Here is a 21,763-nt window from a genome sequence, read left to right on the forward strand (position 1 = left end):
CTCTCGGTCAGTCCTGCGCCCAGCGCTTTTCAAAGGCCCATACGTCCTCGAATCCGATCAGGCTGCAGAAGCGCTTGAAATCAAACATCTCGGCGTTGGCTGGGGCATCGCCTGCGCGCAGACGGCGGAACGCATCCTCCATTGCCTGTGCGGCTACCAGCGAGGCCATCGCCGGGTATATGCCGATCGCATAGCCCAGCTTCTCTAATCCCCCCGGCGACACGATCGGTGTCAGCCCGCCGTGCGCCATGTTCGCCAGCATCGGCACGTCGAAGGACGAGGTAATCGCCGCCATTTCCTCATGGCTTTCGAGAGCCTCTGGGAAGAGCACGTCGGCGCCGGCCCTAGCATAGGCTTCCATGCGCCGCATGATCCCATCGTATCCCTCGGACTGGCGGGCATCGCTGCGTGCGATCACGAGGAAATCCTCGGACGACCGCGCTTCGCAGGCAACTTCGATCTTGCGGGCCATATCTTCGACCGGGATCACTCGCTTGAACGGCGTATGGCCGCACTTCTTCGGGAATTCCTGATCCTCGATCTGTATCGCGGTAACGCCTGCCGCTTCGTAGGCGCGCACGGTGTGGTGGACGTTGAGCAAGCCGCCGAAGCCGGTATCCGCATCAGCGATGACCGCCGCCGTCGAGGAAGTCACCAGCGTCGCCATGCGATCGGTCATCTGCGTGACCGAAGCGATACCGGCATCAGGCAGGCCGTGCGCCGAGGCGGTGAGCCAGTAGCCTGAACCGTAGACGACCTCAAAGTCGCACTGGGCAGCAACGACAGCGGCGATCATATCCTGGATGCCCGGTGCGGTCACGAACTTGCCCTCGGAGAGCATCTTGCGCAGGATCGGCTGTGCCATCGTGTTCCTCGTTACTATTTCGATGCGCGGCGCCGCGCCCGGTGCCTGCTGCTTGCCAGCCGTACTATGCCTGCGCGCCCTTATATCGAACCCGGATCGCCTCGCATGTTCACCCCGTGGACATTTACTCTTAGCATCGGCATGATGCCTGTGTGGAATTGCCCATTCGAGGTGCAATATTGAGGGCCGTCTACGTTGGAAAATGGTATTCCGATTCGTTCTCTGTCTCGCGGCATCGCTGTGCTTCAGGCCATAAATCGAGGCGGATCGGCCACGCTCACCGACATCGCGAAGGCTTGCAACTTGCCGTTTCCCACGGTTTCAAGGCTCGTCCAGTCGCTACTGCACGAAGGCCTGATCGAGCGTGAACAGGGTCGCCGCCGCTATCGCCCCACCGCGCTGGTGCAAACGCTCGCGCATGGCTTTCAGGGCGATGCTCGCCTGGTGAAAGCTACGCGCCCGCATATCGTCGAGCTCACTCGCATGGTGGGTTGGCCGATCACGCTATCCACCCATGTTGGCCATTCCATGGTCATCCGCGACTCCACCCATGCGCTTAGCGCGCTGACCTTCAACGAATACTTCCCCGGCTATGCCAGTCCGCTGCTCGATACCGCCGCGGGCTTGATCTACATCGCCTCGCTGGACGAAGCGGAGCGCGGCACCCTGATCGCCTCGATGAAAGTGTTGGAGAACCCGGAGTGGGACCACGCCATCGCCCTTGCCGAGGATGCCGGCTTCATCGGACAACTGCGCGATCAGGGGTACGCCACGCGAAGCTTCAACCGCTTCACGCGCAATCCGGGCAAGACATCGTCACTGGCCGCAACAATCTTCGACGATGAGCGACCGATCGGGGCCGTATCGCTGGCTTTCTTTGCCTCCGCCATGAAAATGGAGGACGCCGTCGAGCGCTTTTCCGAGCTGATCCGCACGTGCGCATCGGCGGTCAGCGCCGAATTGACGGCCACTTCGCGAATGGCGGAGTGGCCCGCCCTGCCCGGCGCCAGCACGCGCGAGGAAGACGCTGCGGGCTGAGGGCTGGACGAGCTTCAGCGGCTTTCCAGCCACTCCACCACAGCGCTGACCGGCACTACATCAGCATACTTGAGCTGCATGTCGGTCAGGTTGGCGAAGTGTGGGCTCTCGTGCTTGTCGGCGGTGGTTTCGATAGGCACAATGGCGCGGTAACCGTGGCTTACCGCATCCACAGCAGTTGCACGCACGCAGCCCGAAGTCGACCCGCCAGTAATCACTACGGTATCAACGCCGTGCCAGGTTAAAAGGCTGTTCAGATGGGTCTCGTGAAAGGCGGAGGCCATGCGCTTGTCGAACACCGCGTCGACGCTTTCATCCACCACGCAGCGCGGGTCGAAGGCGTGACGCTCACTACCCGCGCGAATGGACTGCAGAGCGTCGGGCCCATCCTCGCGCATACCCCAAACACCGCAGTCGGCGCCGGTCGGCATATAGGCCACGCGCGTCCATATCACTGGCATGGCTCTGGCCCGCGCCAGCGCTGAGATCATGTTGACGTGCTCGATCTGCCGCGGGTCAGTTTCGTAGGAGGTCACGAAGCGGTCGATCTGCGTATAGGCGCACTGGATATCGACGTTGACGATGGCCAGCTTGCGCCCGAAGCCGAACGGACGGCGCGCGGGGTTGGTCATTACCTGCTCGAAGTACTGGCGGGCCGTCTGGGGCGATGTGACCATGTGCGTGCCGATGAGCGTCATCGCGTCTGTCTCCGGTGTCTAAATATGGTTGGGCCGCGATAGCCTGACCCTGCGCCCCTGAAAACCGCCGCCGCCGTCCTTGCTCACGGTATGGAAGGTCGAGGCGTTTTGCCGGGAAAATCTTCGACCAGAAAATCCATCGCGACGCGGGCGCGCATCGGCATACGCATGCCGCGAAATCCATGGGCGACCATGATGGCGAGAGGTGCGATGCGGGCGCCGGGCAACACTTGCACGGCAGTGCCGCACGCAAGGTCCTCCTCTACCTGCATGCGCGGTAGCAGGCCAATGCCCAGCCCGCCCCGTGTCGCTCGCAACACCGCCTCGCTGGTATTCGCGCGCAGGAACCCGTTTACTCGCAATTCGCGCCCCTCGATCGGCCACGGCTCGGCGCGGGCCGCATAGCCGTAAGTGAGGCACTGGTGCATCATCAGATCTTCGGCGCTGGACGGCTCGCCATGAGCCTTGAGATAGGCCGGCGCCGCGATAAGAATACGCGGCAGTTCCCCGAGCATAACTGCCCCCGGCGTCTCGGTCGGCCCGACCGTAAGCCACAGGTCCAGTCCGCGATCATCAGCAATGTCGCGCCAGTCGGCGAACAGCAGCTCCACCATGAGATCGGGGTGGCCTTCTCGCAGCCGCTCCAGACGGTGCGCGTAATGCAGGCCAAGCGCCGTGGTCACGCCAATCCGCACAAGGCCCCGCGCCGCCACGGCACCGGCCAGGTCCGCCTCCGCTTGCCCCACCTGATCGAGGATCGAGGCGGCATGTTCGGCCAATCGTTCCCCGTCGCCAGTCAAGGTCAGCCGGCGCGTGGAACGCTGAAACAGGCGAACGCCGAAATGTGCCTCCAGATCGTCAATCGCGCGTGCTATCGTGGTATGACTGAGGTTCTGCCGGCGCGCGAGGGCGGAGAAATTGCCCTCCTCGCTCAGGCGCATGAACAGTCGCAGGGATCGGATCAGGTCGCTCATTTGAACGCTTATAGCACAAGTGATGCACTCATTTGAGCTATTGCCTTCATTCCTGCACGGTTCGAAGGAAGCGATGCGGCCCCAAGAAGGCCAGAGTACTGAGAGGGACTCCCCATGACGAACCGTATCGCCCGTGCCGACCTGCGCCAGAAGGTCATGTCCGCAGCCGACGCCGCTGCCCTGATCCAACATGGGCAAACCGTGGGAATGAGCGGTTTCACCGGCTCTGGCTACCCCAAGGCGGTGCCAATGGCGCTCGCCGCCAGGATCGAGGCTGAACACGCCGCCGGGCGCCCGATGCGCGTGAAGGTCTGGACCGGCGCCTCGACCGGCCCCGAACTCGATGGCGCGCTGGCCAAGGCGGACGGCATCGAACTGCGCCTGCCCTACAATTCCGACCCCATCGCCCGCGAACGCATCAACAAGGGTGAGATGGACTATCTCGACATGCACCTCAGCCAGGTGGCGCCGATGGCATGGCAGGGCTTTCTCGGCCCGCTAAACGTGGCGGTGGTGGAAGTGACCGCAATCCGGCCCGACGGTTCGCTGGTGCCTTCCTCCTCGGTAGGCAACAACAAGACCTGGCTCGACCGCGCCGACGCGATCATCCTTGAAGTGAACTCGTGGCAAAACCCAGCGCTCGAGGGGATGCACGACATCTATTACGGCACCGCCCTGCCGCCCCATCGCGTGCCGATCCCGCTGGTCCGGCCCGACGACCGCATCGGCCAGGCCACCTTGCAGTGCGATCCCGCAAAGATCGTAGCGATCGTCGAAACCGACGCGCCCGACCGCAACCTGCCCTTCACCGCACCGGACGCCAGCGCGCTGGCTATCGCCGGGAACATCATCGAGTTCCTCAGCAACGAAGTCGCCAAGGGCCGCCTGCCGGCGGACCTGTTGCCGCTGCAGTCGGGCGTGGGCAATATCGCCAATGCAGTGCTGACCGGCCTGATCGACGGGCCTTTCGACAACCTGACCGCCTATACCGAAGTGATCCAGGACGGCATGCTGGATCTGATCGACGCGGGCAAGCTGCGCATGGCCTCGGCCACCGCGTTCTCGCTCAGCCCCGAGGCGGCGGAGCGCATCAATGCCGAAATGGCGCGCTATGCCAGCCGGATGATCCTGCGCCCGCAGGAGATCAGCAACCACCCGGAACTGATCCGCCGCCTAGGCTGCATCGCCATGAACGGCCTGATCGAGGCGGATATCTACGGCAACGTCAACTCTACCTGCGTGATGGGATCGCGCATCCAGAACGGCATAGGTGGCTCGGGAGACTTCGCGCGCAATGCCTACGTCTCGATCTTCATGACGCCCTCGATCGCGAAGGGCGGCGCGATTTCTGCCATCGTGCCGCAGGCGGCCCATGTCGACCACATCATGCAGGACGTCGCGGTGCTGGTCACCGAGCAGGGCCTTGCCGACATGCGAGGCCTGCCGCCACGCAAGCGCGCCGCGCTGGTGATAGAGAACTGCGCCCACCCGATGTATCGCGACGCCCTGCGTGATTATTACGACCGCGCCTATCACGGCTCCTACGGTCGCCACGCCCCATCGCTACCGGGAGAGGCGCTGTCATGGCACCAGCGGTTCATCGATACGGGCACCATGCTACCGACATGAAGACCGCATGCTAAGGGCGGCGGCTTGCCAAAAAGGTGATCGCAGCCCTTTCGAACAAACCGTTTGTTCGACCCCTAAAATCATACGTCGAATGGGGGCTACGGCCGGGAACATTCTCGCTCGGATCAACCTGCGCAAGTCACATCGGCCAATTCGCTCAGGCCGCCTAGCCTGCCGTTATTATCGACAGAGTGGAAGAGCAGCACGACGCGCACGGGACGGGCCATCACCCATGACCGCCCGCGAAGCACTGAATTAGATTTTGTCGCCAATAGCGACTGCATACTATCAGCGCTCGATCAGGGCCTTACGAATTTGCTCGACGACGGTTTCCAGCTTGTAAGGTTTTGCGACGAAACGTCCGCCATCTGGAACTTCATCTGCTGACAGCCTGCAATGGCCAGACGTGATCAACAGCTTTATCCCCGGCCAACGCGTGTGAACGAACTCCGCAAGTTCCAAGCCGTCCATTTTTCCTGGCATGCGGATGTCGGTGAATAGGACTTCGACGTCTGCGCCGTTTTTGAGAATCTCCAGAGCCTCGTCCGCATTTTTCGCTTCCAGGACGCGAAAGCCGGAATCTTCCAGCATGTCCACACCGATCATTCGGATGAAAATTTCGTCCTCAACAATCAGCACCGTCGTCTCGGAGGAACTATTGCCCATGCATATTTCCCAAATTTCGCTTCCACCTAAGCGGCTCACGGAATGCTTTGGTTCCTTGTTATTTAGAAGAAAGCATCGCCGCTGGGTATATGCACATCAGAGGGCTTGGATGCTGTCAAACACCTTACCAGGTCGAGCGGAAAGCCGCGTACATGCCTGATGGCGCGCTAATGTCGGGATTGATCAGATCGAACTGGTTGGGTCCGCAGGCCCGGCGCGATCCGTATTTTCGCCGATTGAAAATTCGTCTTCATCCTCGTCACCATCGGGTTGCAGGTCTTGTAGCGCCATCAGTTCCGCGACGGTCAGCCTTTGCGCATGCCGGGCTTCACGCTTTTCTGCCGCAGCTGCCTCAAGACCCCACGCGATCGCAGCCTTTCCTGCTTGAATTCGCACATTTTCAAGAGACGCCGTATTAGCGCGTTCTCGCTGGACGGCTTCCTGGGCGCGGCACAGGGCTGATGAAAGATCCATTGGGTGTCCTTTCGCAGGAGAAAAACGGGCGCTCGATCAGAATGCTGAGGCGCTTTCTTCGATTAGATCGGCAATCCCTGCTTCGGTGGTGATCACCATCCCCGCAACCGATGCCGCATCCTGAATGGCGCAGCGCGCGACCTTGGTGGGATCGATGACGCCGGACTGGAACAGGTTCTCGTAGACTTCGGTCTGGGCGTTGAAGCCCATGTTTTCGTCGCCGCCGTCGAGCAGCCGCCCGGCAACGACGCCGCCGTCATGCCCGGCGTTTTCCGCGATTTGGCGGACCGGTGCCTGCAAGGCGCGGCGCACGATCTCGATGCCACGGGTCTGGTCGTCATTCCCGCCCTTCATCCCGGCGAGCACTTTGGAGGCATAGAGCAGTGCGGTGCCGCCGCCCGGCACGACGCCTTCCTCCACAGCGGCGCGCGTTGCGAAGAGGGCGTCGTCGACGCGGTCCTTGCGCTCTCGCACTTCGACTTCGCTTGAGCCGCCAACCCTTATGATGGCGACGCCGCCGGTGAGTTTGGCCAGACGCTCCTGAAGCTTTTCCTGGCCGTATTCGCTGGCGGTGTTTTCGATCTGTCCACGGATTGCCTCGATGCGTCCCTTGATCGCATCCGCGGTGCCGGCGCCGTCCACGATAGTGGTGGTATCCTTGTCGATCGTCACCTTCTTGGCGGTGCCCAGCATGGCCAGTGTGATGTTTTCGAGCTTGATCCCGAGGTCCTCGGAGACGACCTCGCTGCCTGTCAGAACCGCGATGTCCTCAAGCATGGCTTTGCGGCGGTCGCCGAAGCCCGGCGCCTTTACCGCGGCGACATTCAAGCTACCGCGCAGCTTGTTGACGACAAGCGTAGCCAACGCCTCGCCTTCGACGTCCTCGGCGATCATCAGCAGCGGCCGCCCAGACTGGACCACGGCTTCGAGCAAGGGAAGGATCGGAGCAAGTGCGCCGAGCTTCTTCTCGAAGATCAGGATATGTGGGTCGGCCAATTCCACCGTCAGTTTCGCGGTGTCGGTAACGAAGTAGGGCGAAAGGTAGCCACGGTCGAACTGCATACCTTCGACGACATCGAGTTCGAATTCGACGCCAGAGCCTTCCTCGACCGCGATAACACCTTCCTTGCCAACTTTTTCCATAGCCTCGGCGATCTTGCGGCCGACGATTTCATCGCCGTTTGCCGAAATGGTGCCGACCTGGCCGATCTCGTCTGTACCCGCCACGGGCTTGGACCGGGCCTTGAGTTCGGCAACCACCGCCTTGACCGCAATGTCGATGCCGCGCTTCAGATCGATCGGATTGGACTGCGCCGCGACCGATTTCATGCCCTCGCGGACGATCGCCTGCGCTAGCACGGTGGCCGTGGTCGTCCCGTCGCCCGCGTGATCGTTAGTCCGCGATGCCACGGTGCGCATCAGCTGCGCGCCCATGTTTTCGAACTTGTCGGCCAGGTCGATTTCCTTGGCGACCGTGACGCCGTCCTTGGTAATGCGCGGCGCGCCGTAGTTCTTGTCCAGCAGCACGTTGCGGCCCTTGGGTCCAAGCGTCACCTTGACGGCATTGGCGAGAGTGTCGACGCCCCGGCTTAGAGCTTCACGGATGTCGCGCGAAAATCGTACGTCTTTGGCGGCCATCGTCATTTTCCTTCAAGGTGGAGATGTCGGCTTCACCGGGAGGCGCCGGCCCGCTAACAACTCAGCCCAGAATGCCGAGTACGTCGCTTTCCTTCATGATGATGAGGTCTTCACCTGCCACCTTGATTTCGGTGCCCGACCATTTGCCGAACAGGATGCGGTCGCCAGTCTTGACGTCAGGCGCGGTGATAACCCCGTCTTCCGCGCGGATGCCGGAGCCGACCGAGACGATTTCGCCTTCCTGCGGCTTTTCACTGGCATTGTCGGGAATGATGATCCCGCCGGTGGTTTTCTTGGGGGCTTCGAGCCGGCGCACGAGAACGCGGTCGTGCAGGGGGCGGAATGACATGGAGGAGCGATCCTGTCGCTGGGCCGCGACGGGGCGTCGCTTTCACAAGTGGGGCCAGCGCCGCGCATTGCGATTTGGCAGTCTCAATGAAAGAGTGCCAATTCTCGGGATATGGGTGGGCGTACCGGCAAATCAAGGGCGGCCCTCTGTGGAAGCACACAGCTCTGTGCCTCCCTATGCGGGTTCGATAACCATCTCGCCGTCACGCGCAGGCCGTTCAGTCCGTGCCGGTTCGCAATAGGCGGCGCGCTGGAAAACCCGCGCCTGTGGGCGCCCCAAGCGTTAACGACAGCTGATCTATATCGCTATAGTCTTGAGACGATAGGGTATTTTCGATGATCGTTTCGAGATTTTCAGTTATGATGAGTGGGGTGGGGTACACCATTTCTATTTTCTGATATCGCTTCCGATAAGGCCCTTCGGTGGGGCTGCCCAGTTCTCCTTTTCGGGGCTTTAATAGCATGTCGGAACACTGAAATGCGCCTAACGATCAACCACCGTACAACCTATCGCTATGCCCGCCCGGTCGCTCTGGAGGCGCACCGGCTCGTCGTCACGCCGCGCGACAGCGGCGACCTCACTACTTTGGAGCGCTCCCTTCGCTGTGAGCCGGAAGCGGACATATCGTGGACGCTGGATGTCCATGGCAACCTGATAGCAACCGCGACCTTTCCCCAAACTTCGGACGAACTCACCATCATCAGCCAGGCGGTGGTCGACCACAGGGCGCCCGAGTGGCCGGTTTTCGCAATCGACCCGGCAGCCCACACTTACCCGTTCACCTACACTCTGGACGATCTTATCGACCTTGGAGCACTGGCGCAGCCGGATTGGCTAACCCCTGGCGGTGACACAGTCAGCGATTGGGCACGCCGGTTCGTGATGGGCACCCACACCGACACGCTGTCGCTGCTCAAGGACATCAATTCCGGGGTGCTCGGCGACATTTGCTATCGTATTCGCGACGAAGAAGGCACACAATCTCCGGCCGAGACCCTTGCCCTTGGAAGCGGATCCTGTCGTGATATTGCCGCCTTGTTCATCGAAGCAGCACGCCATCTCGGGTTCGGGGCCCGAGCGGTGTCCGGCTATCTTCTCGATATCGGCCCGGAAGATGGCGATCCCGGTTCCACACATGCCTGGGCGGAAGTCTATCTCCCCGGTGCCGGTTGGATTGCCTTCGATCCGACCCATCGACGTATTGGCAGTGGACGGCTCGTGCCTGTCGCGTTTGCCCGCTTCAACCGTCAAATCATGCCAGTTACGGGTGGATATCTAGGAGCTGCCGAGGATTTCGTATCGATGGACGTTGCCGTGCACATGCGCGAATAGCCAGATAAGGCAGCCTTCTAGCCCCGCGCCCTGACGCACCAGTAAAATTGGAAGCGGCCGCCCTAGGGCCTAGAGGTGCATCATGCCGGATTAACGCAGACAATGGCTGACGATCGCTTGGCAGATCGCCCCAAGCCTGCGATGGGCACGGCATGACTGATGAGATAGCCATGCTTGAGCCAGGTAGAAACTGCTGGCGAATCGAACCTGCGACCAGGGCCACGGTCATCGTCGATGCGGACGACTATTTCAAAGCCGCGCGTGCGGCGATGATGAATGCCAGGAAGCAGATATTGCTGGTGGGCTGGGATTTCGACGCACGTATCCGCTTCGGGGGAGACGTCGATGATGGCGGCCCGAACCGGGTCGGAGAATTTCTCAGCTGGCTGGTGAAACGCACTCCGGGCCTGCACGTCCATATCCTGCGGTGGGACACAGGCGCGATAAAGACGATCTTCCAGGCGCAGACGCTGATGCGGATCGCACGGTGGATCAAGGACCCCCAGATTCACCTTCGCCTGGACGGCCATCACCCACCCGCCGGATCGCACCATCAGAAAGTAGTCGTGATCGACGATGACGTCGCATTCTGCGGCGGCATCGACATGACCGTGGATCGCTGGGACACGCGCGACCATGCCGACGACGAGCCGCGCCGTGTCGAACCGGACGGCACTCCCTACGGACCATGGCACGATGCCACGACAATATTGCAGGGACCCGTTGCGCGCGCTCTGGGTGATATGTGCCGGCGGCGCTGGCAAGTATCGGGAGGTGGCAACCTCGATCCGGTCGAGGGTAACGATGACGGCAACTGCTGGCCCGGTCACGTCGCACCCGACTTCACCAACATCGAGGTCGGCATCGCCCTTACCGTCCCTGAAATGGCGGACCAAGAACCTCGTCACGAGATCGAGCAACTCTACGTTGACCTGATCGCGCGTGCCAAACGGTGGGTCTATGCTGAAAGCCAGTATTTCGCCTCGCGCAAGGTGGCAGAGGCGATTGCGAAGCGGCTGGCCGAGCCGGACGGTCCGGAATTCGTGATTGTCCATCCGACCACCGCGCAGGGTTGGCTTGAACCGATCGCCATGGATTCAGCGCGCGCCCGTCTAGTCGAGGCCCTGCACGAGCAGGACCCTCACGGTCGCCTGCGGCTCTACCATCCCTTTACCGCTGCCGGTGAGGCGATCTACGTCCATGCCAAGGTGACGGTGATAGATGACGACGTGCTGCGGGTCGGATCGTCGAACTTCAACAATCGCTCGCTCAGGCTCGATACCGAATGCGACGTCGTAATCGGCGCTGGGCGGCCAGCCAATGCCGATGAATGCAAGACGATCGCGGGCATTCGCAACTCGCTGCTCGCCGAACATCTCGACAGCGACTGCGAGACGATCGCGGCGCTGCTCGCCGAGACCGGATCAATCATTCAGACGGTCGAGCAACTGCGTGGGCCCGGCCGGTCGCTGCGCCCCTACGAAGTGCCCGAACTTGACGCGGTTCGCGAATGGCTAGCCGATAACAAGATACTTGACCCAGAAGGGCCAGGAGAGATGTTCGAAGCACTTTCCAAACGCAAATCTCTGTTGAAACGCCTGCGCCCCCACATTCACCGCAGCGACGGCAGCCTGTCTCCTTTCAGGACCGTCGCCATGGTGGGCGGAGCCGCGGCCGGCGCCGCCTTGATCGGCTTGCTCGTCTCTAGGGGCCCGAACAGAAAATAGGAGAGTCAATCGCAACTCATAGCGGCGGCCGTGTTCGAGGTAGCCCATGTTCGGCCCCACTCGTCGTTGGGAAACCGAACGCCTGCACAAGCTTGCCGGAATATTCAACCGCAAGATTCTCGTTATGATCGAGGTGTTGATTGCCACTGAGATGTGACCCGGGATTACCGTCGAGAATTGACCCGGGTGGGTATTAGTTATGTGCTGCCGTTGACGGGCAGGTTCAAGATGCTGGCTTCTCCTTTCTGGCCTTGGGCGCAGCGGTGCTGGCGCGGAAGCGGAAGCTGTCGTTCCCGGTTTCCAGGATGTGGCAGTGATGGGTGAGGCGATCGAGTAACGCGGTGGTCATCTTGGCGTCGCCGAACACGCCGGACCATTCGCTGAAGCTCAGGTTGGTAGTAATGACGACGCTGGTGCGCTCGTACAGCTTGCTGAGTAGATGGAAGAGCATGGCCCCTCCTGATGGGCTGAAGGGCAGATAGCCCAGCTCATCGAGGATGAGGAGGTCGAGACGCAGCAAACGTTCGGCCAGTTGGCCGGAACGGTTCGCCGTCTTCTCCTGCTCAAGCGCGTTGACCAGATCGACCGTGGAGAAGAAGCGGACCTTCTTGCGGTGATGCTCGACGGCCTGGACGCCCAGGGCAGTGGCGATATGGCTTTTGCCGGTACCGGGTCCGCCAATCAACACGACGTTGTCGGCGTTTTCCATGAAGTCGCCCTGGTGGAGTTGGCGCACGAGTGGCTCGTTGATCTCGCTGGCGGCAAAGTCGTAGCCTGCCAGGTCTTTGTAAGCTGGGAAGCGGGCCGCCTTGATCTGATAAGATATGGACCTGACCTCCCGCTCGGCCATCTCGGCCTTCAGCAGCTGCGACAGCATTGGCACGGAAGCGTCGAAGGCCGGCGCGCCCTGTTCGATCAGGTCGCCGGCGGCCTGGGCCATGCCAAACATCTTGAGGCCGCGCAGCATGACAACGACCGCGGCGCTGGCAGGGTCATGACGCATGGCGAATCTCCCTGAGTGTATCGTAGCGATCGACATTGGCCCTGGGCTCCTGCGTCAGGCGCAAGGCCTGAGGCGCATCAATCGGCGCTGCCGGCGGCGCCTTGCCGTCAATAAGGCGATGCAGCACGTTGAGAACGTGGGTCTTGGTGGCGACGCCTGCTTCCAGAGCCAACTCGACTGCATGCAAGACGGCCTGCTCGTCGTGATGCAGAACGAGAGACAGGATCTCGACCATCTCCCTGTCGCCACCTGGGCGCTTAAGGAGATGGCCCTGTAATTGCCGGAAGGCTTCGGGCATCTCGAGGAAGGGGGCACCATTACGCAAAGCGCCGGGCTTGCGTTGGACCACCGCCAGATAATGCCGCCAGTCATAGATTGTGCGTCCCGGCTTGTGATGGGAGCGGTCGATGAGCCGGGCATGTTCGCACACGATCTGGCCTTCGGCAGCAATGACCAGGCGATCCGGATAGACCCGGAGGCTGACCGGCCGGTTCGCGAAGGATGCCGGAACGGAATAGCGGTTGCGGTCGAAGGCGATGAGGCAGGTTGGCGACACGCGCTTGGTCTGCTCGACAAAACCATCGAAGGGCCTGCCCAGCGGCATCAGGCAGGAAGCTTCCTCAGCATGCACATCGGCCACGGTGCCGGGCATGACACCATGCTGGATCTCGCCCCATTGGGCGATGCATCGCTCTTCCAGCCAGGCGTTCAGCTCGGCCAGGCCAGGGAAGCTCGGCATCGGTTGCCACAACCGGCGCCGCGCGTCCTGGACGTTCTTCTCGACCTGCCCTTTCTCCCAGCCTGAGGCCGGATTGCAGAAATCGGACTCGAACAGATAGTGGCTGGCCATGGCGGCAAACCTTGCGTTGACCTGCCGTGCCTTCCCAGTCCCGATCTTGTCGACGGCGGTTCGCATATTGTCGAAGATCCCGCGCTGGGGCACGCCGCCCAGCACCCGGAACGCCTGTGTCAGCGCGTCGAACAGCATCTCATGGGTCTGGAGCAGATAGGCTCGCACGATGAAGGCNAGCCCATCTCTATTCTTGGGGAGCTGGAGCAGCGCCACCCCGGGCTCGATCTGACGCCAGCCCGCAGAACCCTGGAACGCCGGATACGGCTATGGAAGGCCGAGCATGGACCAGAGCGTGAGGTCATCTTCCGGCAGAACCATCCGCCTGGCCGACAGGGCATGTCGGATTTCTTTGACGCCCGCGATCTGAAGGTCACCATCTCCGGCAATCCGACCCCGCACCTGATCTATCACTTCGCGCTGGTCTATTCCGGGTGGGAGCATGCCGAGGTCGTGCTGGGAGGAGAAAGCTTCACGGCGCTGGCCTGCGGCCTTCAGAATGCGCTGTGGCAGCTTGGCGGCGTGCCGCACGAGCATCGCACCGATAGCCTCTCCGCGGCGTTCGCCAACCTGGAGCAAGATGCCCAGGAAGATCTGCGGACCCGCTATGCCGCCCTGTGCGCCGATTACCAGATGGAGCCCACCCGCAACAATCGCGGGATCGCCCATGAGAATGGGTCCATCGAGAGCCGTCATGGCCACCTCAAGGATCGGCTCGATCAGGCACTCCAGTTGCGCGGGACACGTGACTTCGCCGCCATCGAGGACTGGCGCACGTTCCTCGCCCAGGTCGTGGGCCGGCACAACGCGCGGCGGCGCGATGCCTTGCGCATCGAAGCTGAGCACCTGCGGCCGTTACCTTCACGCCGTAGCTGCGATTATGATGAAGCTACGGTGCTCGTCACCTCATCGGGCGGCTTCGTGCTGCGCAAGGTCTTCTACACCGTGCCTTCCCGGCTCATCGGCCATAGCCTGCGAGCCAGGATCTTCGATGACCGGATCGACCTCTATCTGGCCGGGCAGCCCATCGAGACCCTGCCACGCGGGCGGGCGCCCGATCGCGGGCGGGGCGGTCATGACCACGTCGTCAATTATCGGCACGTGATCCACAGCCTGCGTACCAAGCCCCACGCGCTGGCAAACCTTGTCTATCGCAACAAGCTCTTCCCTCGCAGCGAATATCGCCGCTGCTGGGATGCTCTGGAGGGTGCGCTTCCCAAAGCCGCCGCATGCCGCATCATGGTGGGGCTGCTGTGGCTTGCGCATGACCAGGCCTGCGAGGCTGAGCTCGCCGCGACCCTGACCGGCATACTCGATGGCCAGGGCTTACCTGATCTGAAGGATCTGCAGGAGCGCTTCCAACGGCCCGGCAATGAACCGGTCGATGTGGTCGTCGATATTCCCCAGCCTGACACTTACGACGATTTGCTCACCGCCAGGGAGATGGCCGCATGAGCATCACTGTCGACACCGCCAAGCTGCCCATGTTGCTGGGCACGCTGCGTCTGCCCACCATTGCCCGTCTCTGGCCAGACTTTTGTTCACGAGCGGACAAGGAGGGATGGCCGGCTTCGCGCCTGCTGGCAGCCCTGGCCGAACTGGAACTCGCCGAACGCGAGCAACGCCGGATCCAGCGCCATCTTACAGAAGCACGGCTGCCGCCCGGCAAGACCCTGGATGCCTTCGACTTCAGCCTCGTTCCCACCTTGAGCAAGGCCCAGGTCTTGGCTCTGGCCCAAGGAGATACCTGGCTCAAGGCTGGCCACAATCTTCTGGCATTTGGTCCGCCTGGTGCCGGCAAGAGCCACGCCGCGGCCGCCATCGGCAACGAGCTTGTGGCGCGCGGATACCGGGTCTTCTTCACCCGGACCACCGATCTCGTCCAGCGTTTGCAGGCCGCACGTCAGGCCCTGACCTTGACCCAGGAGATCGCCAGGCTCGACCGCTTCGACCTGCTCATCCTCGATGACCTGTCCTACGTCCGCAAGGACCAGGCCGAGACCAGCGTCCTGTTCGAACTCATCTCTGCCAGATACGAAAGGCGCTCCATCATGATCACCGCCAACCAACCATTCAGCGGTTGGGATGCCATTTTTTTGGATAAGGCAATGACTGTCGCCGCCATCGACAGGCTCGTTCACCACGCCACTATCCTGGAAATGAACGTCGAGAGCTATCGCAGGCGATCCGCACTGGCCGCAGCGACATCGCTCCGCGACAGTCCTCCTGATCCAGCGACATCGCCCCGCGACATCGAAACCGTTCCAGCGACATCGCTGCGCGACAACGCCTCTTGATCCAGGCCAACCTCGTGTGACATTATCCTCAACGTCACCGCTGACACATCACCATCAGTGTCGCTGACCAATCACCGGCGATGTCGCGCTACAACTTTGAAGCTGGGCTCAACAGCATCGGACCGCAGATATTTGCGGATGGTGTTGCGGGATAGGCCGGTCCGCCGCTTGATCTCCCGAATGGAGATCTCCTGCCGGAAATGCCACCGGCGGATCACACTGAGTAAGTCCATGTCGATCACTCCGAGACCCTCCGACTGGCAGCCGGAGGGGAGGAAAACATGGGTCAATTCTCAATGGTAATTTATAGGCGCCCCGGGTCACATCTCAGTGGCAATCAACAATCGAGGCACTGACGGGGGGGGCAGGTCAGGGCGATTAACGAAACGTGGTGAGGTCAGTCCACCCAGCATCCCAAGGCATCAGGCGCGCAGAGGCCAAGTGACGGCTTCTTCAGTGCTGCCGCGGTCAGTGGCGGAGATGAGCGTGATCATTGTCCTGCCTCTTTTTCGAGCTCTTTGCCGATAGGGATCTCGAGTTACGGTTCCTGTTCGGCTTCCGACTTGGGCTGTTGGGCCGTCAGGTTGATTGCCAGTTGTTTGGAGCTGTGATCCAAGACGTTGCAATGCAGCTTGAAAGCGATGCAACGAATGACACGCGGGAATTGTGCGGGCGGGACTGCGTGGCTCCGATGACCAACAACGAAGGCTTCATCCAGGCACTGCGCAAGGCCGACGGACGAATGCGGTGAACTGGTCTACGTGTGCTGGGATAGCGGACGTCTCCACCTACTATTCACAAACCCCGACCTTGTGGTATGGGCGTTACCGCCATCTGCGCCATCAATACGACACGCCGCCGTCTATATCGAGCCGGCGAAGAAACGCGGCCGCCTGCTCCAACGTCGCCTGCTGATCCGCTTCCGATTGCCGATCCCAGGTGCGGTACGGCATCGCCAGTCGACGGTTGCCTTTGAGCTTATCCCGATGACGGGCGAGAAAATCCCAATAGAGTGCATTGAACGGGCATGCGTCGTCGCCTATCCGTTTCTTGACGTTGTAGCGGCAGCTGCCGCAGTAATCCGACATCCGGTTGATGTAAGCGCCCGACGAGACATAGGGTTTTGACCCGAGCAGCCCGCCATCGCCAAACTGGCTCATACCCAGAGTATTAGGCAGTTCAACCCACTCATAGGCATCCACATAGACTTCCAGATACCACAGGTGCACCTGCTTGGGGTCGGCGCCGATCAGCAGAGCGAAATTGCCTGTCACCATTAACCGCTGGATATGGTGCGCATGCGCTGTCGCCAGCGTCTGCCCGATCGTTTCTGACAGACAATGCATGTCGGTATCGCCGGTCCAGTACCAGTTCGGAAGCACCCTGCCATGCTCCAGGAAGTTGCGATCGACATAGCCGAGGCCTTCGCGCCAATAGATGCCGCGCATGTACTCGCGCCACCCGATGATCTGGCGGATATAGCCCTCGACCGAATTGAGTGGGGCGCCGCCGCTGCGATATGCCGCTTCAGCGCGCCGGCACAAGTCGAGCGGATCGAGCAGCCCTGAATTGATGTAGGGCGACAGGATCGAGTGCCAGAGGAACCGCTCGCCGGTCAGCATGGCGTCTTCGTAGTCGCCGAATTGCGGCAGCGCGTTCGCGAAAAAGCTGGCGGCTTGTCGCTCGGCGTCCGCAGCGGTCACGGCATAGTCGAAGCCTTCCAGATCGCCGGGATGATCGGCGAACCGGTCGTTCACCAGGGCGATGACATCGCGGGTGACCTGGTCTGGCGTGAAACGGAGCGGACGCGGCGTCAGCAGGTCGACCTGCGCTGGCTTGCGATTGTCCTTGTCGAAATTCCAGCGCTCGCCGACCGGCTTCCCATCATCCATCAAAAGGCCGGTCTTCCTTCGCATGTCGCGATAGAAGAACTCCATCGTCAGTTCGCGCCGCCCGCTCGCCCATGCATCGAACTCGTAGTGCGAGCACACGAATCGCGTATCAGGACAGATCTTGACCGGCCGGCCGAACAGTGTCTCCCAGATATCCAGCATGGCTGCGACGCGCCATTCGCCCGCTTCCGTGACGACAATCCGTTCCGGGTCGTGCCGCTGGATCGCACGAGCAATCTCGCCCGTGAAATTCCCGGTGTTGTCAGGATCGTCCAGTCGCACGTAATCGACGCGCCACCCTGCTGCCTCGAGCGCTAGGGCATGATGCCGCATCGCAGAGAAGATGTAGGCAAGCTTGATCTTGTGGTGACGAACATAGGTCGTCTCTTCGGCAACCTCCATCATCAGTATGACGTCATCGCTGGGCTCTGCTGCGCGCAGCGACGAGAGATCGAGCGACAGTTGGTCGCCCAGTACGGGAACCAGCGTTGTCATGGCTGCTGATTCACCCCCACGCCGCGGCAGCGCTGCGAGCAGAACTTCACCTCATCCCAGTCGCGGGCCCACTTCTTGCGCCACGCGAACGGCCGCAGGCAGGAGAGGCATATCTTGGTCGGCAAGGTCAGCTTGTGATGCGGCATGTCATGCTAACGCACCAAAAGCCGATCGGAGCCAAATTTTGAACGCCCGTGTCTCATCTCGGCGAGGCACCGGATCGGCAGCTTTTCGCCGTTCCCGGTAGGCCTATGGGAAAGCTGCCGGTTCGCTCCTGGGGAGCGAAACTCGAGCGCTGAGCGACCGACGAGGGCCGTTCATTTCCGCCCGACTCTATGCAAGCAACCGGATTGGTTGCTCCGCCTTGCGCTCTGCGTACGCATCCAGCAATTTTGCGCAGCCATAAAATTCGCTTTGCAGAAGGGCCAGCAACTCATGTAGGGGCACACAGTCAGAATTTGAATCACAATGAATTATCGCCATTCCTTCCATGCCGGCAATAGCGCCGACGTCGTAAAGCACAGCCTGCTGATCTCCTTGGTGCAGACCTTGCAGCACAAGCAGGGCGGGCTGACGTTGATCGACACCCATGCGGGCCGCGGGCTGTACGACCTTGACGGCGACGAAGCCAAACGCACTGGCGAGGCCACGCGGGGCGTGCTGCAGGCCTTCGCCGACCCCAACCCCTTGCTGGACGATTACCGCGCCGCCGTGCAGGCGGTGAATAGGGGTGGAGAACCGCACCTTTACCCCGGCTCGCCACAGTTTCTGGCGCAGCTTTTACGCCCGCAGGATTTCCTGATCCTCAACGAAAAGCACCCGGAAGATGCCTACGCCCTGCGCGGCGTGATGCGGGGGAGCAGCGCGGCCGTTCATGAACGCGACGCCTACGAACTTTGGCTGGCTATGTTGCCGCCGCGCACCGCACGCGGCGTGGTGGTGGTCGACCCGCCCTACGAGCAGCCGGACGAACGCGCGCGCATCACTGCCACCCTCGCCGCCGCTCACCGCAAATGGGCGCATGGTGTGACGGTGATCTGGTTTCCGCTGAAAGACGGCGCTACGCACTGGCGGTGGAAGGAGCAATTACGCAAGCTCGGCATCCCCAAATTGCTGCGAGTGGAGCATTGGCTTTACGATAGCGAGCAACCCGGCATATATAACGGCGCAGGCCTCTTTATCGTCAATCCGCCGTACGCTTTCACGCAGACGCTGCCGCCACTCCTGGAAGCTTTGCGCGCGACGTTAGCGCCCGAAGGGCATAAAGGCGAAATCATATCCGATTGGTTGGGCGATTGAAGATAAGTCCCCATCCCGCCCTGGTTCCAAAAGGGGAATTGCTGGGTGCCTTTGGTCCAGACGATTGTGTTTATGCGCCCGTTGGCCACGGGCTCGATCACGTGATCCTGTTCGCTCGAAATGGCGACTAACGGCGTCGAGAAACCCAGTGATACCATGGATGGAGTATCGCTGCTGACATGCTAAGGGTATGACATGTTTCAAGCACCTGGCCGCAGCGGCACTGTCGACATCGACGGTTCAAAATATCATTGGGAACTCCTGAGCGAGCCTCAATTGTCCTCTTCCGATGGCTGGAAGGGCATGACCGTCTCCCTACGTCAAAAAGACATGCCGCGAGAAGCCGTGCTGGAATTTCCCACGCCCAAGCGCCTGATGAAAGGCTTGCCGAAAGGGCGTTTGCACATCAACGATGCAATTGCTTTGCGAGGGGTACGAGCAGCATTATCGGCAGGATGGGATCCTGCGTCGCGAGGCAAGCCCACGGTTTTCATGGTTGATGCCAACGGTGACTAAGCAGGCGTAAATCGTCCACTAACGCAATCTGGGCGACAGACATCAGCTAAGTCCCGATGGCCATGGGGTTTGTCTATCTCGTGGCCATCGTCGCTGGTTCAGTCGGCAGGTCCTTACCCGGCGAGTGTCGATGGAGGCCGATTTTTGTGTTGAAGGGCAGCGATCCGACCACCGCCGCAATGAGCTGCGCGAAGTGGCCAAGCGCGTCGGCTGCTCGGTCGGTACATCATGATATCTTCCGCAACGTCGACCTGTGGGCCGCGATATGCGAACACCGCGTTCCTGCTGGGCTGGGTGTCTTTGAGCATGGCCTAGAGGCCCGATTTAATTGTCCGTTCGGAACGAGGTAATCATGCAGATCGCAGGGCTTACTGAACGTTTCTCATAAGCCGGCGGAAGTCGGCGGTCATACGGCATATTCCGATCGTCATTCGGCCCCGAACGGATTAAGAAACAGAATCGAGAGATTCTTTTGCGGGCGCCAGTCGCGCTTGCGCATTTCGAACGTCGTTGGACCAATCTTCCTCACGCCTTCCCCGCAAAAGCTGACCAACGTCTGCGGCGTGCCTTTGTCCACGACCAGCCGGAAATCACCGATCGGCTTCTTCCAGTTGCCACCGGTGACGAGGATATATTCGATCCAGCTCTCCGAATAGCGCGGACCGCTGTCGCCTTTTGCCGAGCGGCGCAGGGTTGTCAGGATCGATGGCTCCACGCAGTAGACTTTGACCGCATCGTTTTCCCCGTCCTGGCCGATGCCCGTCATGACCGTGCCGCCTACCGAGGGTTTGTAACGATGTTCGATCGTCACTGGCTTTCCCGCCGGAAACGTCTGCAACCAGTGGTAGGTCGTTCGCAATATCCACAGCGCCTCGTCGTCTTCCCCGATGAGACCGAGCTTCCTCGCCTCGCTCCGCTTCGATTCCGGCAATCGGGCTATCGCGGCGTCGGTGCCCCCTATGTGGACGGCCATCGGAATGTGGTTTGCCGCGAGCCAGGCGCTGTGGTCGATGTCTCCGACCATCGCTTTCTGTTCCAGTATCGTCCGAACCGGCTTGCCATCCGCCAGCGTGGTGAAGCCGAGGATGTTGGCGGGTGCGTCGACGGGTACCGACACGTCCCCCTCGAAGAAGCCCTCCCCGCCGATATCCGGCATCGGAAATGCGACACGCACGGTCGTATCGCGGCCGCTGCTGTTCAGGAACCGATACCGCACCCGAACCGCCTCGCGCGATATGTAAAGGTCTTCGGACTGCATCTCGATCGCATCGCTCTTGGTGAGTACCAGCCCCCCCGCGGCGAGCTGCGCCGAGGAATCGTTCGCTCGCGCGGCTCCTGCTGCCAGCGCTGCCGCCACCAGAATCAGCCCGAGTACTCCCGATGTCACCGCCTTCACGCTTTCCTCCTTGTACTTCATCGCGGCCCGGCCACGTCGATGGCCGGCATGCCGTTGAGCCGGCAATAATCGTTGACCACCTGTTCCGTCGGACCATCTTCATCCGTGCTTACGGCGTCATCGGCCACAGCTGCCGCGATCGCCGACCTGTACACGATGCTTAGTTCCGAGGCGCTCTGGATCGAAAGAACGATGTGTCGAAGCTGGATCGACCTGGTGGCGGCAGGGTACGAGAAGATGCGCGTTGCGACCGGCTCCCGCGCTTCGGGACTGAGATAGTCGCGCAGTTCCAGCATCATGTCTTCGCCGTCAATGCCGAGGAACGCGATGTCGTAGATGCCGGCTTCATCGAGGCGCGGTGCCTGGGGCGAGTGAAGACCGCTGGCATAGTCACGCGGAGGCACGATCAAGTCCCCGCGCCGAGCGGTGTGGACTCCATCGAAGACACCAAAGCCCGCGGAGATATTGCGAGCCGCGCAGAACACGGGAGAGTACGGCATCTCTGGCGCCGGCGGCGGCAAGTCGGGGCGAACGGCCGCCGCCATCAATGGTGAAGCGGCGATGCAGCTCGCCAGGACGACAGCGAACAACGCAGCCCGCTTCATACCCGATCCTCTCAATCACG

Annotated in this window: 21 protein-coding genes and 1 pseudogene; 9 read left to right on the forward strand and 13 right to left on the reverse strand. The window is 61.3% G+C overall.

The window, feature by feature from the left end:
• Positions 1-7: 7 nt before the first annotated feature.
• Positions 8-865, reverse strand: coding sequence for an isocitrate lyase/PEP mutase family protein (locus V474_RS09690; RefSeq protein WP_059151290.1), 858 nt, complete (start codon positions 863-865; stop codon positions 8-10).
• Between the two features lie 195 nt (positions 866-1,060).
• Between V474_RS09690 and V474_RS09695 the strand changes: the two genes are divergently transcribed.
• Positions 1,061-1,903 (forward strand): helix-turn-helix domain-containing protein, encoded by an 843-nt coding sequence (locus V474_RS09695; protein WP_082699704.1) that lies wholly within the window; start codon positions 1,061-1,063, stop codon positions 1,901-1,903.
• A 14-nt stretch (positions 1,904-1,917) separates the two neighbouring features.
• On the opposite strand, the gene V474_RS09700 is transcribed toward V474_RS09695, so the two are convergent.
• Positions 1,918-2,601, reverse strand: a complete 684-nt coding sequence (locus V474_RS09700; protein WP_059151291.1) for an isochorismatase family protein — start codon at positions 2,599-2,601, stop codon at positions 1,918-1,920.
• A gap of 83 nt (positions 2,602-2,684) precedes the next feature.
• Positions 2,685-3,575, reverse strand: coding sequence for a LysR family transcriptional regulator (locus V474_RS09705; protein ID WP_059151292.1), 891 nt, complete (start codon positions 3,573-3,575; stop codon positions 2,685-2,687).
• A 114-nt stretch (positions 3,576-3,689) separates the two neighbouring features.
• Between V474_RS09705 and V474_RS09710 the strand changes: the two genes are divergently transcribed.
• Positions 3,690-5,204, forward strand: a complete 1,515-nt coding sequence (locus V474_RS09710; RefSeq protein WP_059151293.1) for an acetyl-CoA hydrolase/transferase family protein — start codon at positions 3,690-3,692, stop codon at positions 5,202-5,204.
• Between the two features lie 288 nt (positions 5,205-5,492).
• On the opposite strand, the gene V474_RS09715 is transcribed toward V474_RS09710, so the two are convergent.
• From V474_RS09715 to V474_RS09730, 4 genes are all read right to left on the reverse strand, one after another.
• Complete coding sequence (locus tag V474_RS09715) at positions 5,493-5,870, reverse strand: response regulator (RefSeq protein WP_059151294.1); 378 nt, start codon at positions 5,868-5,870, stop codon at positions 5,493-5,495.
• Between the two features lie 183 nt (positions 5,871-6,053).
• A complete protein-coding gene (locus V474_RS09720) occupies positions 6,054-6,344 on the reverse strand; it encodes a hypothetical protein (RefSeq protein WP_059151295.1) in 291 nt (96 codons plus the stop codon).
• 36 nt (positions 6,345-6,380) lie between these two features.
• Positions 6,381-7,982: a chaperonin GroEL gene (gene groL / locus V474_RS09725; RefSeq protein ID WP_059151296.1), complete on the reverse strand. Its 1,602-nt coding sequence runs from the start codon at positions 7,980-7,982 to the stop codon at positions 6,381-6,383.
• A 61-nt stretch (positions 7,983-8,043) separates the two neighbouring features.
• Positions 8,044-8,331 (reverse strand): co-chaperone GroES, encoded by a 288-nt coding sequence (locus V474_RS09730; protein ID WP_059151297.1) that lies wholly within the window; start codon positions 8,329-8,331, stop codon positions 8,044-8,046.
• A gap of 477 nt (positions 8,332-8,808) precedes the next feature.
• Here V474_RS09730 and V474_RS09735 point away from each other — a divergent pair, with 477 nt between their 5' ends.
• Entirely contained in the window at positions 8,809-9,663 is an 855-nt protein-coding gene (locus tag V474_RS09735) for a transglutaminase family protein (protein WP_059151298.1), read from the forward strand.
• Between the two features lie 152 nt (positions 9,664-9,815).
• Positions 9,816-11,390: a phospholipase D-like domain-containing protein gene (locus V474_RS09740; RefSeq protein WP_407938323.1), complete on the forward strand. Its 1,575-nt coding sequence runs from the start codon at positions 9,816-9,818 to the stop codon at positions 11,388-11,390.
• 223 nt (positions 11,391-11,613) lie between these two features.
• On the opposite strand, the gene istB (V474_RS09745) is transcribed toward V474_RS09740, so the two are convergent.
• Positions 11,614-12,393 (reverse strand): IS21-like element helper ATPase IstB, encoded by a 780-nt coding sequence (gene istB / locus V474_RS09745; protein WP_059151300.1) that lies wholly within the window; start codon positions 12,391-12,393, stop codon positions 11,614-11,616.
• Positions 12,383-13,420: pseudogene (gene istA / locus V474_RS09750) on the reverse strand (IS21 family transposase); the annotation flags it as partial. The pseudogene istA (V474_RS09750) and the gene istB (V474_RS09745), both read right to left, overlap by 11 nt.
• Between istA (V474_RS09750) and istA (V474_RS09755) the strand changes: the two are divergent.
• The 3 genes from istA (V474_RS09755) (at position 13,385) to V474_RS26805 (ending at position 16,291) form a co-directional block, all read left to right on the forward strand.
• The gene (gene istA / locus V474_RS09755; protein ID WP_148649349.1) at positions 13,385-14,698 is read left to right on the forward strand and encodes an IS21 family transposase; all 1,314 of its coding nucleotides are present in this window, start codon (positions 13,385-13,387) and stop codon (positions 14,696-14,698) included. The pseudogene istA (V474_RS09750) and the gene istA (V474_RS09755) sit on opposite strands and share 36 nt — an antisense overlap.
• Positions 14,695-15,540 carry an IS21-like element helper ATPase IstB gene (gene istB, locus V474_RS09760; RefSeq protein ID WP_059150959.1) on the forward strand — a complete coding sequence of 282 codons (846 nt, stop codon included), beginning with the start codon at positions 14,695-14,697 and terminating at the stop codon, positions 15,538-15,540. Before istA (V474_RS09755) ends, istB (V474_RS09760) begins: the two co-directional genes overlap by 4 nt.
• 625 nt (positions 15,541-16,165) lie before the next feature.
• Positions 16,166-16,291, forward strand: a complete 126-nt coding sequence (locus V474_RS26805; RefSeq protein WP_269085135.1) for a hypothetical protein — start codon at positions 16,166-16,168, stop codon at positions 16,289-16,291.
• A gap of 91 nt (positions 16,292-16,382) precedes the next feature.
• On the opposite strand, the gene V474_RS09775 is transcribed toward V474_RS26805, so the two are convergent.
• Entirely contained in the window at positions 16,383-17,927 is a 1,545-nt protein-coding gene (locus V474_RS09775) for a cryptochrome/photolyase family protein (protein WP_059151303.1), read from the reverse strand.
• A complete protein-coding gene (locus V474_RS24905; RefSeq protein ID WP_082699707.1) occupies positions 17,924-18,073 on the reverse strand; it encodes a DUF2256 domain-containing protein in 150 nt (49 codons plus the stop codon). Before V474_RS24905 ends, V474_RS09775 begins: the two co-directional genes overlap by 4 nt.
• A gap of 322 nt (positions 18,074-18,395) precedes the next feature.
• Between V474_RS24905 and V474_RS09780 the strand changes: the two genes are divergently transcribed.
• Both V474_RS09780 and V474_RS24910 read left to right on the forward strand, forming a co-directional pair.
• Positions 18,396-19,226 carry a 23S rRNA (adenine(2030)-N(6))-methyltransferase RlmJ gene (locus tag V474_RS09780; protein ID WP_059151304.1) on the forward strand — a complete coding sequence of 277 codons (831 nt, stop codon included), beginning with the start codon at positions 18,396-18,398 and terminating at the stop codon, positions 19,224-19,226.
• 195 nt (positions 19,227-19,421) lie between these two features.
• Positions 19,422-19,742: a hypothetical protein gene (locus tag V474_RS24910; RefSeq protein WP_082699708.1), complete on the forward strand. Its 321-nt coding sequence runs from the start codon at positions 19,422-19,424 to the stop codon at positions 19,740-19,742.
• A 427-nt stretch (positions 19,743-20,169) separates the two neighbouring features.
• Here the strand turns inward: V474_RS24910 and V474_RS09785 are convergent, their stop codons facing one another.
• Both V474_RS09785 and V474_RS09790 read right to left on the reverse strand, forming a co-directional pair.
• The gene (locus tag V474_RS09785; protein ID WP_059151305.1) at positions 20,170-21,159 is read right to left on the reverse strand and encodes a DUF4424 domain-containing protein; all 990 of its coding nucleotides are present in this window, start codon (positions 21,157-21,159) and stop codon (positions 20,170-20,172) included.
• On the reverse strand, positions 21,156-21,743 hold the full coding sequence (locus V474_RS09790) for a hypothetical protein (RefSeq protein ID WP_059151306.1): 588 nt from the start codon (positions 21,741-21,743) through the stop codon (positions 21,156-21,158). Before V474_RS09790 ends, V474_RS09785 begins: the two co-directional genes overlap by 4 nt.
• Between the last annotated feature and the right edge of the window lie 20 nt (positions 21,744-21,763).

Source organism: Novosphingobium barchaimii LL02 (assembly GCF_001046635.1).
Classification (GTDB): domain Bacteria; phylum Pseudomonadota; class Alphaproteobacteria; order Sphingomonadales; family Sphingomonadaceae; genus Novosphingobium; species Novosphingobium barchaimii.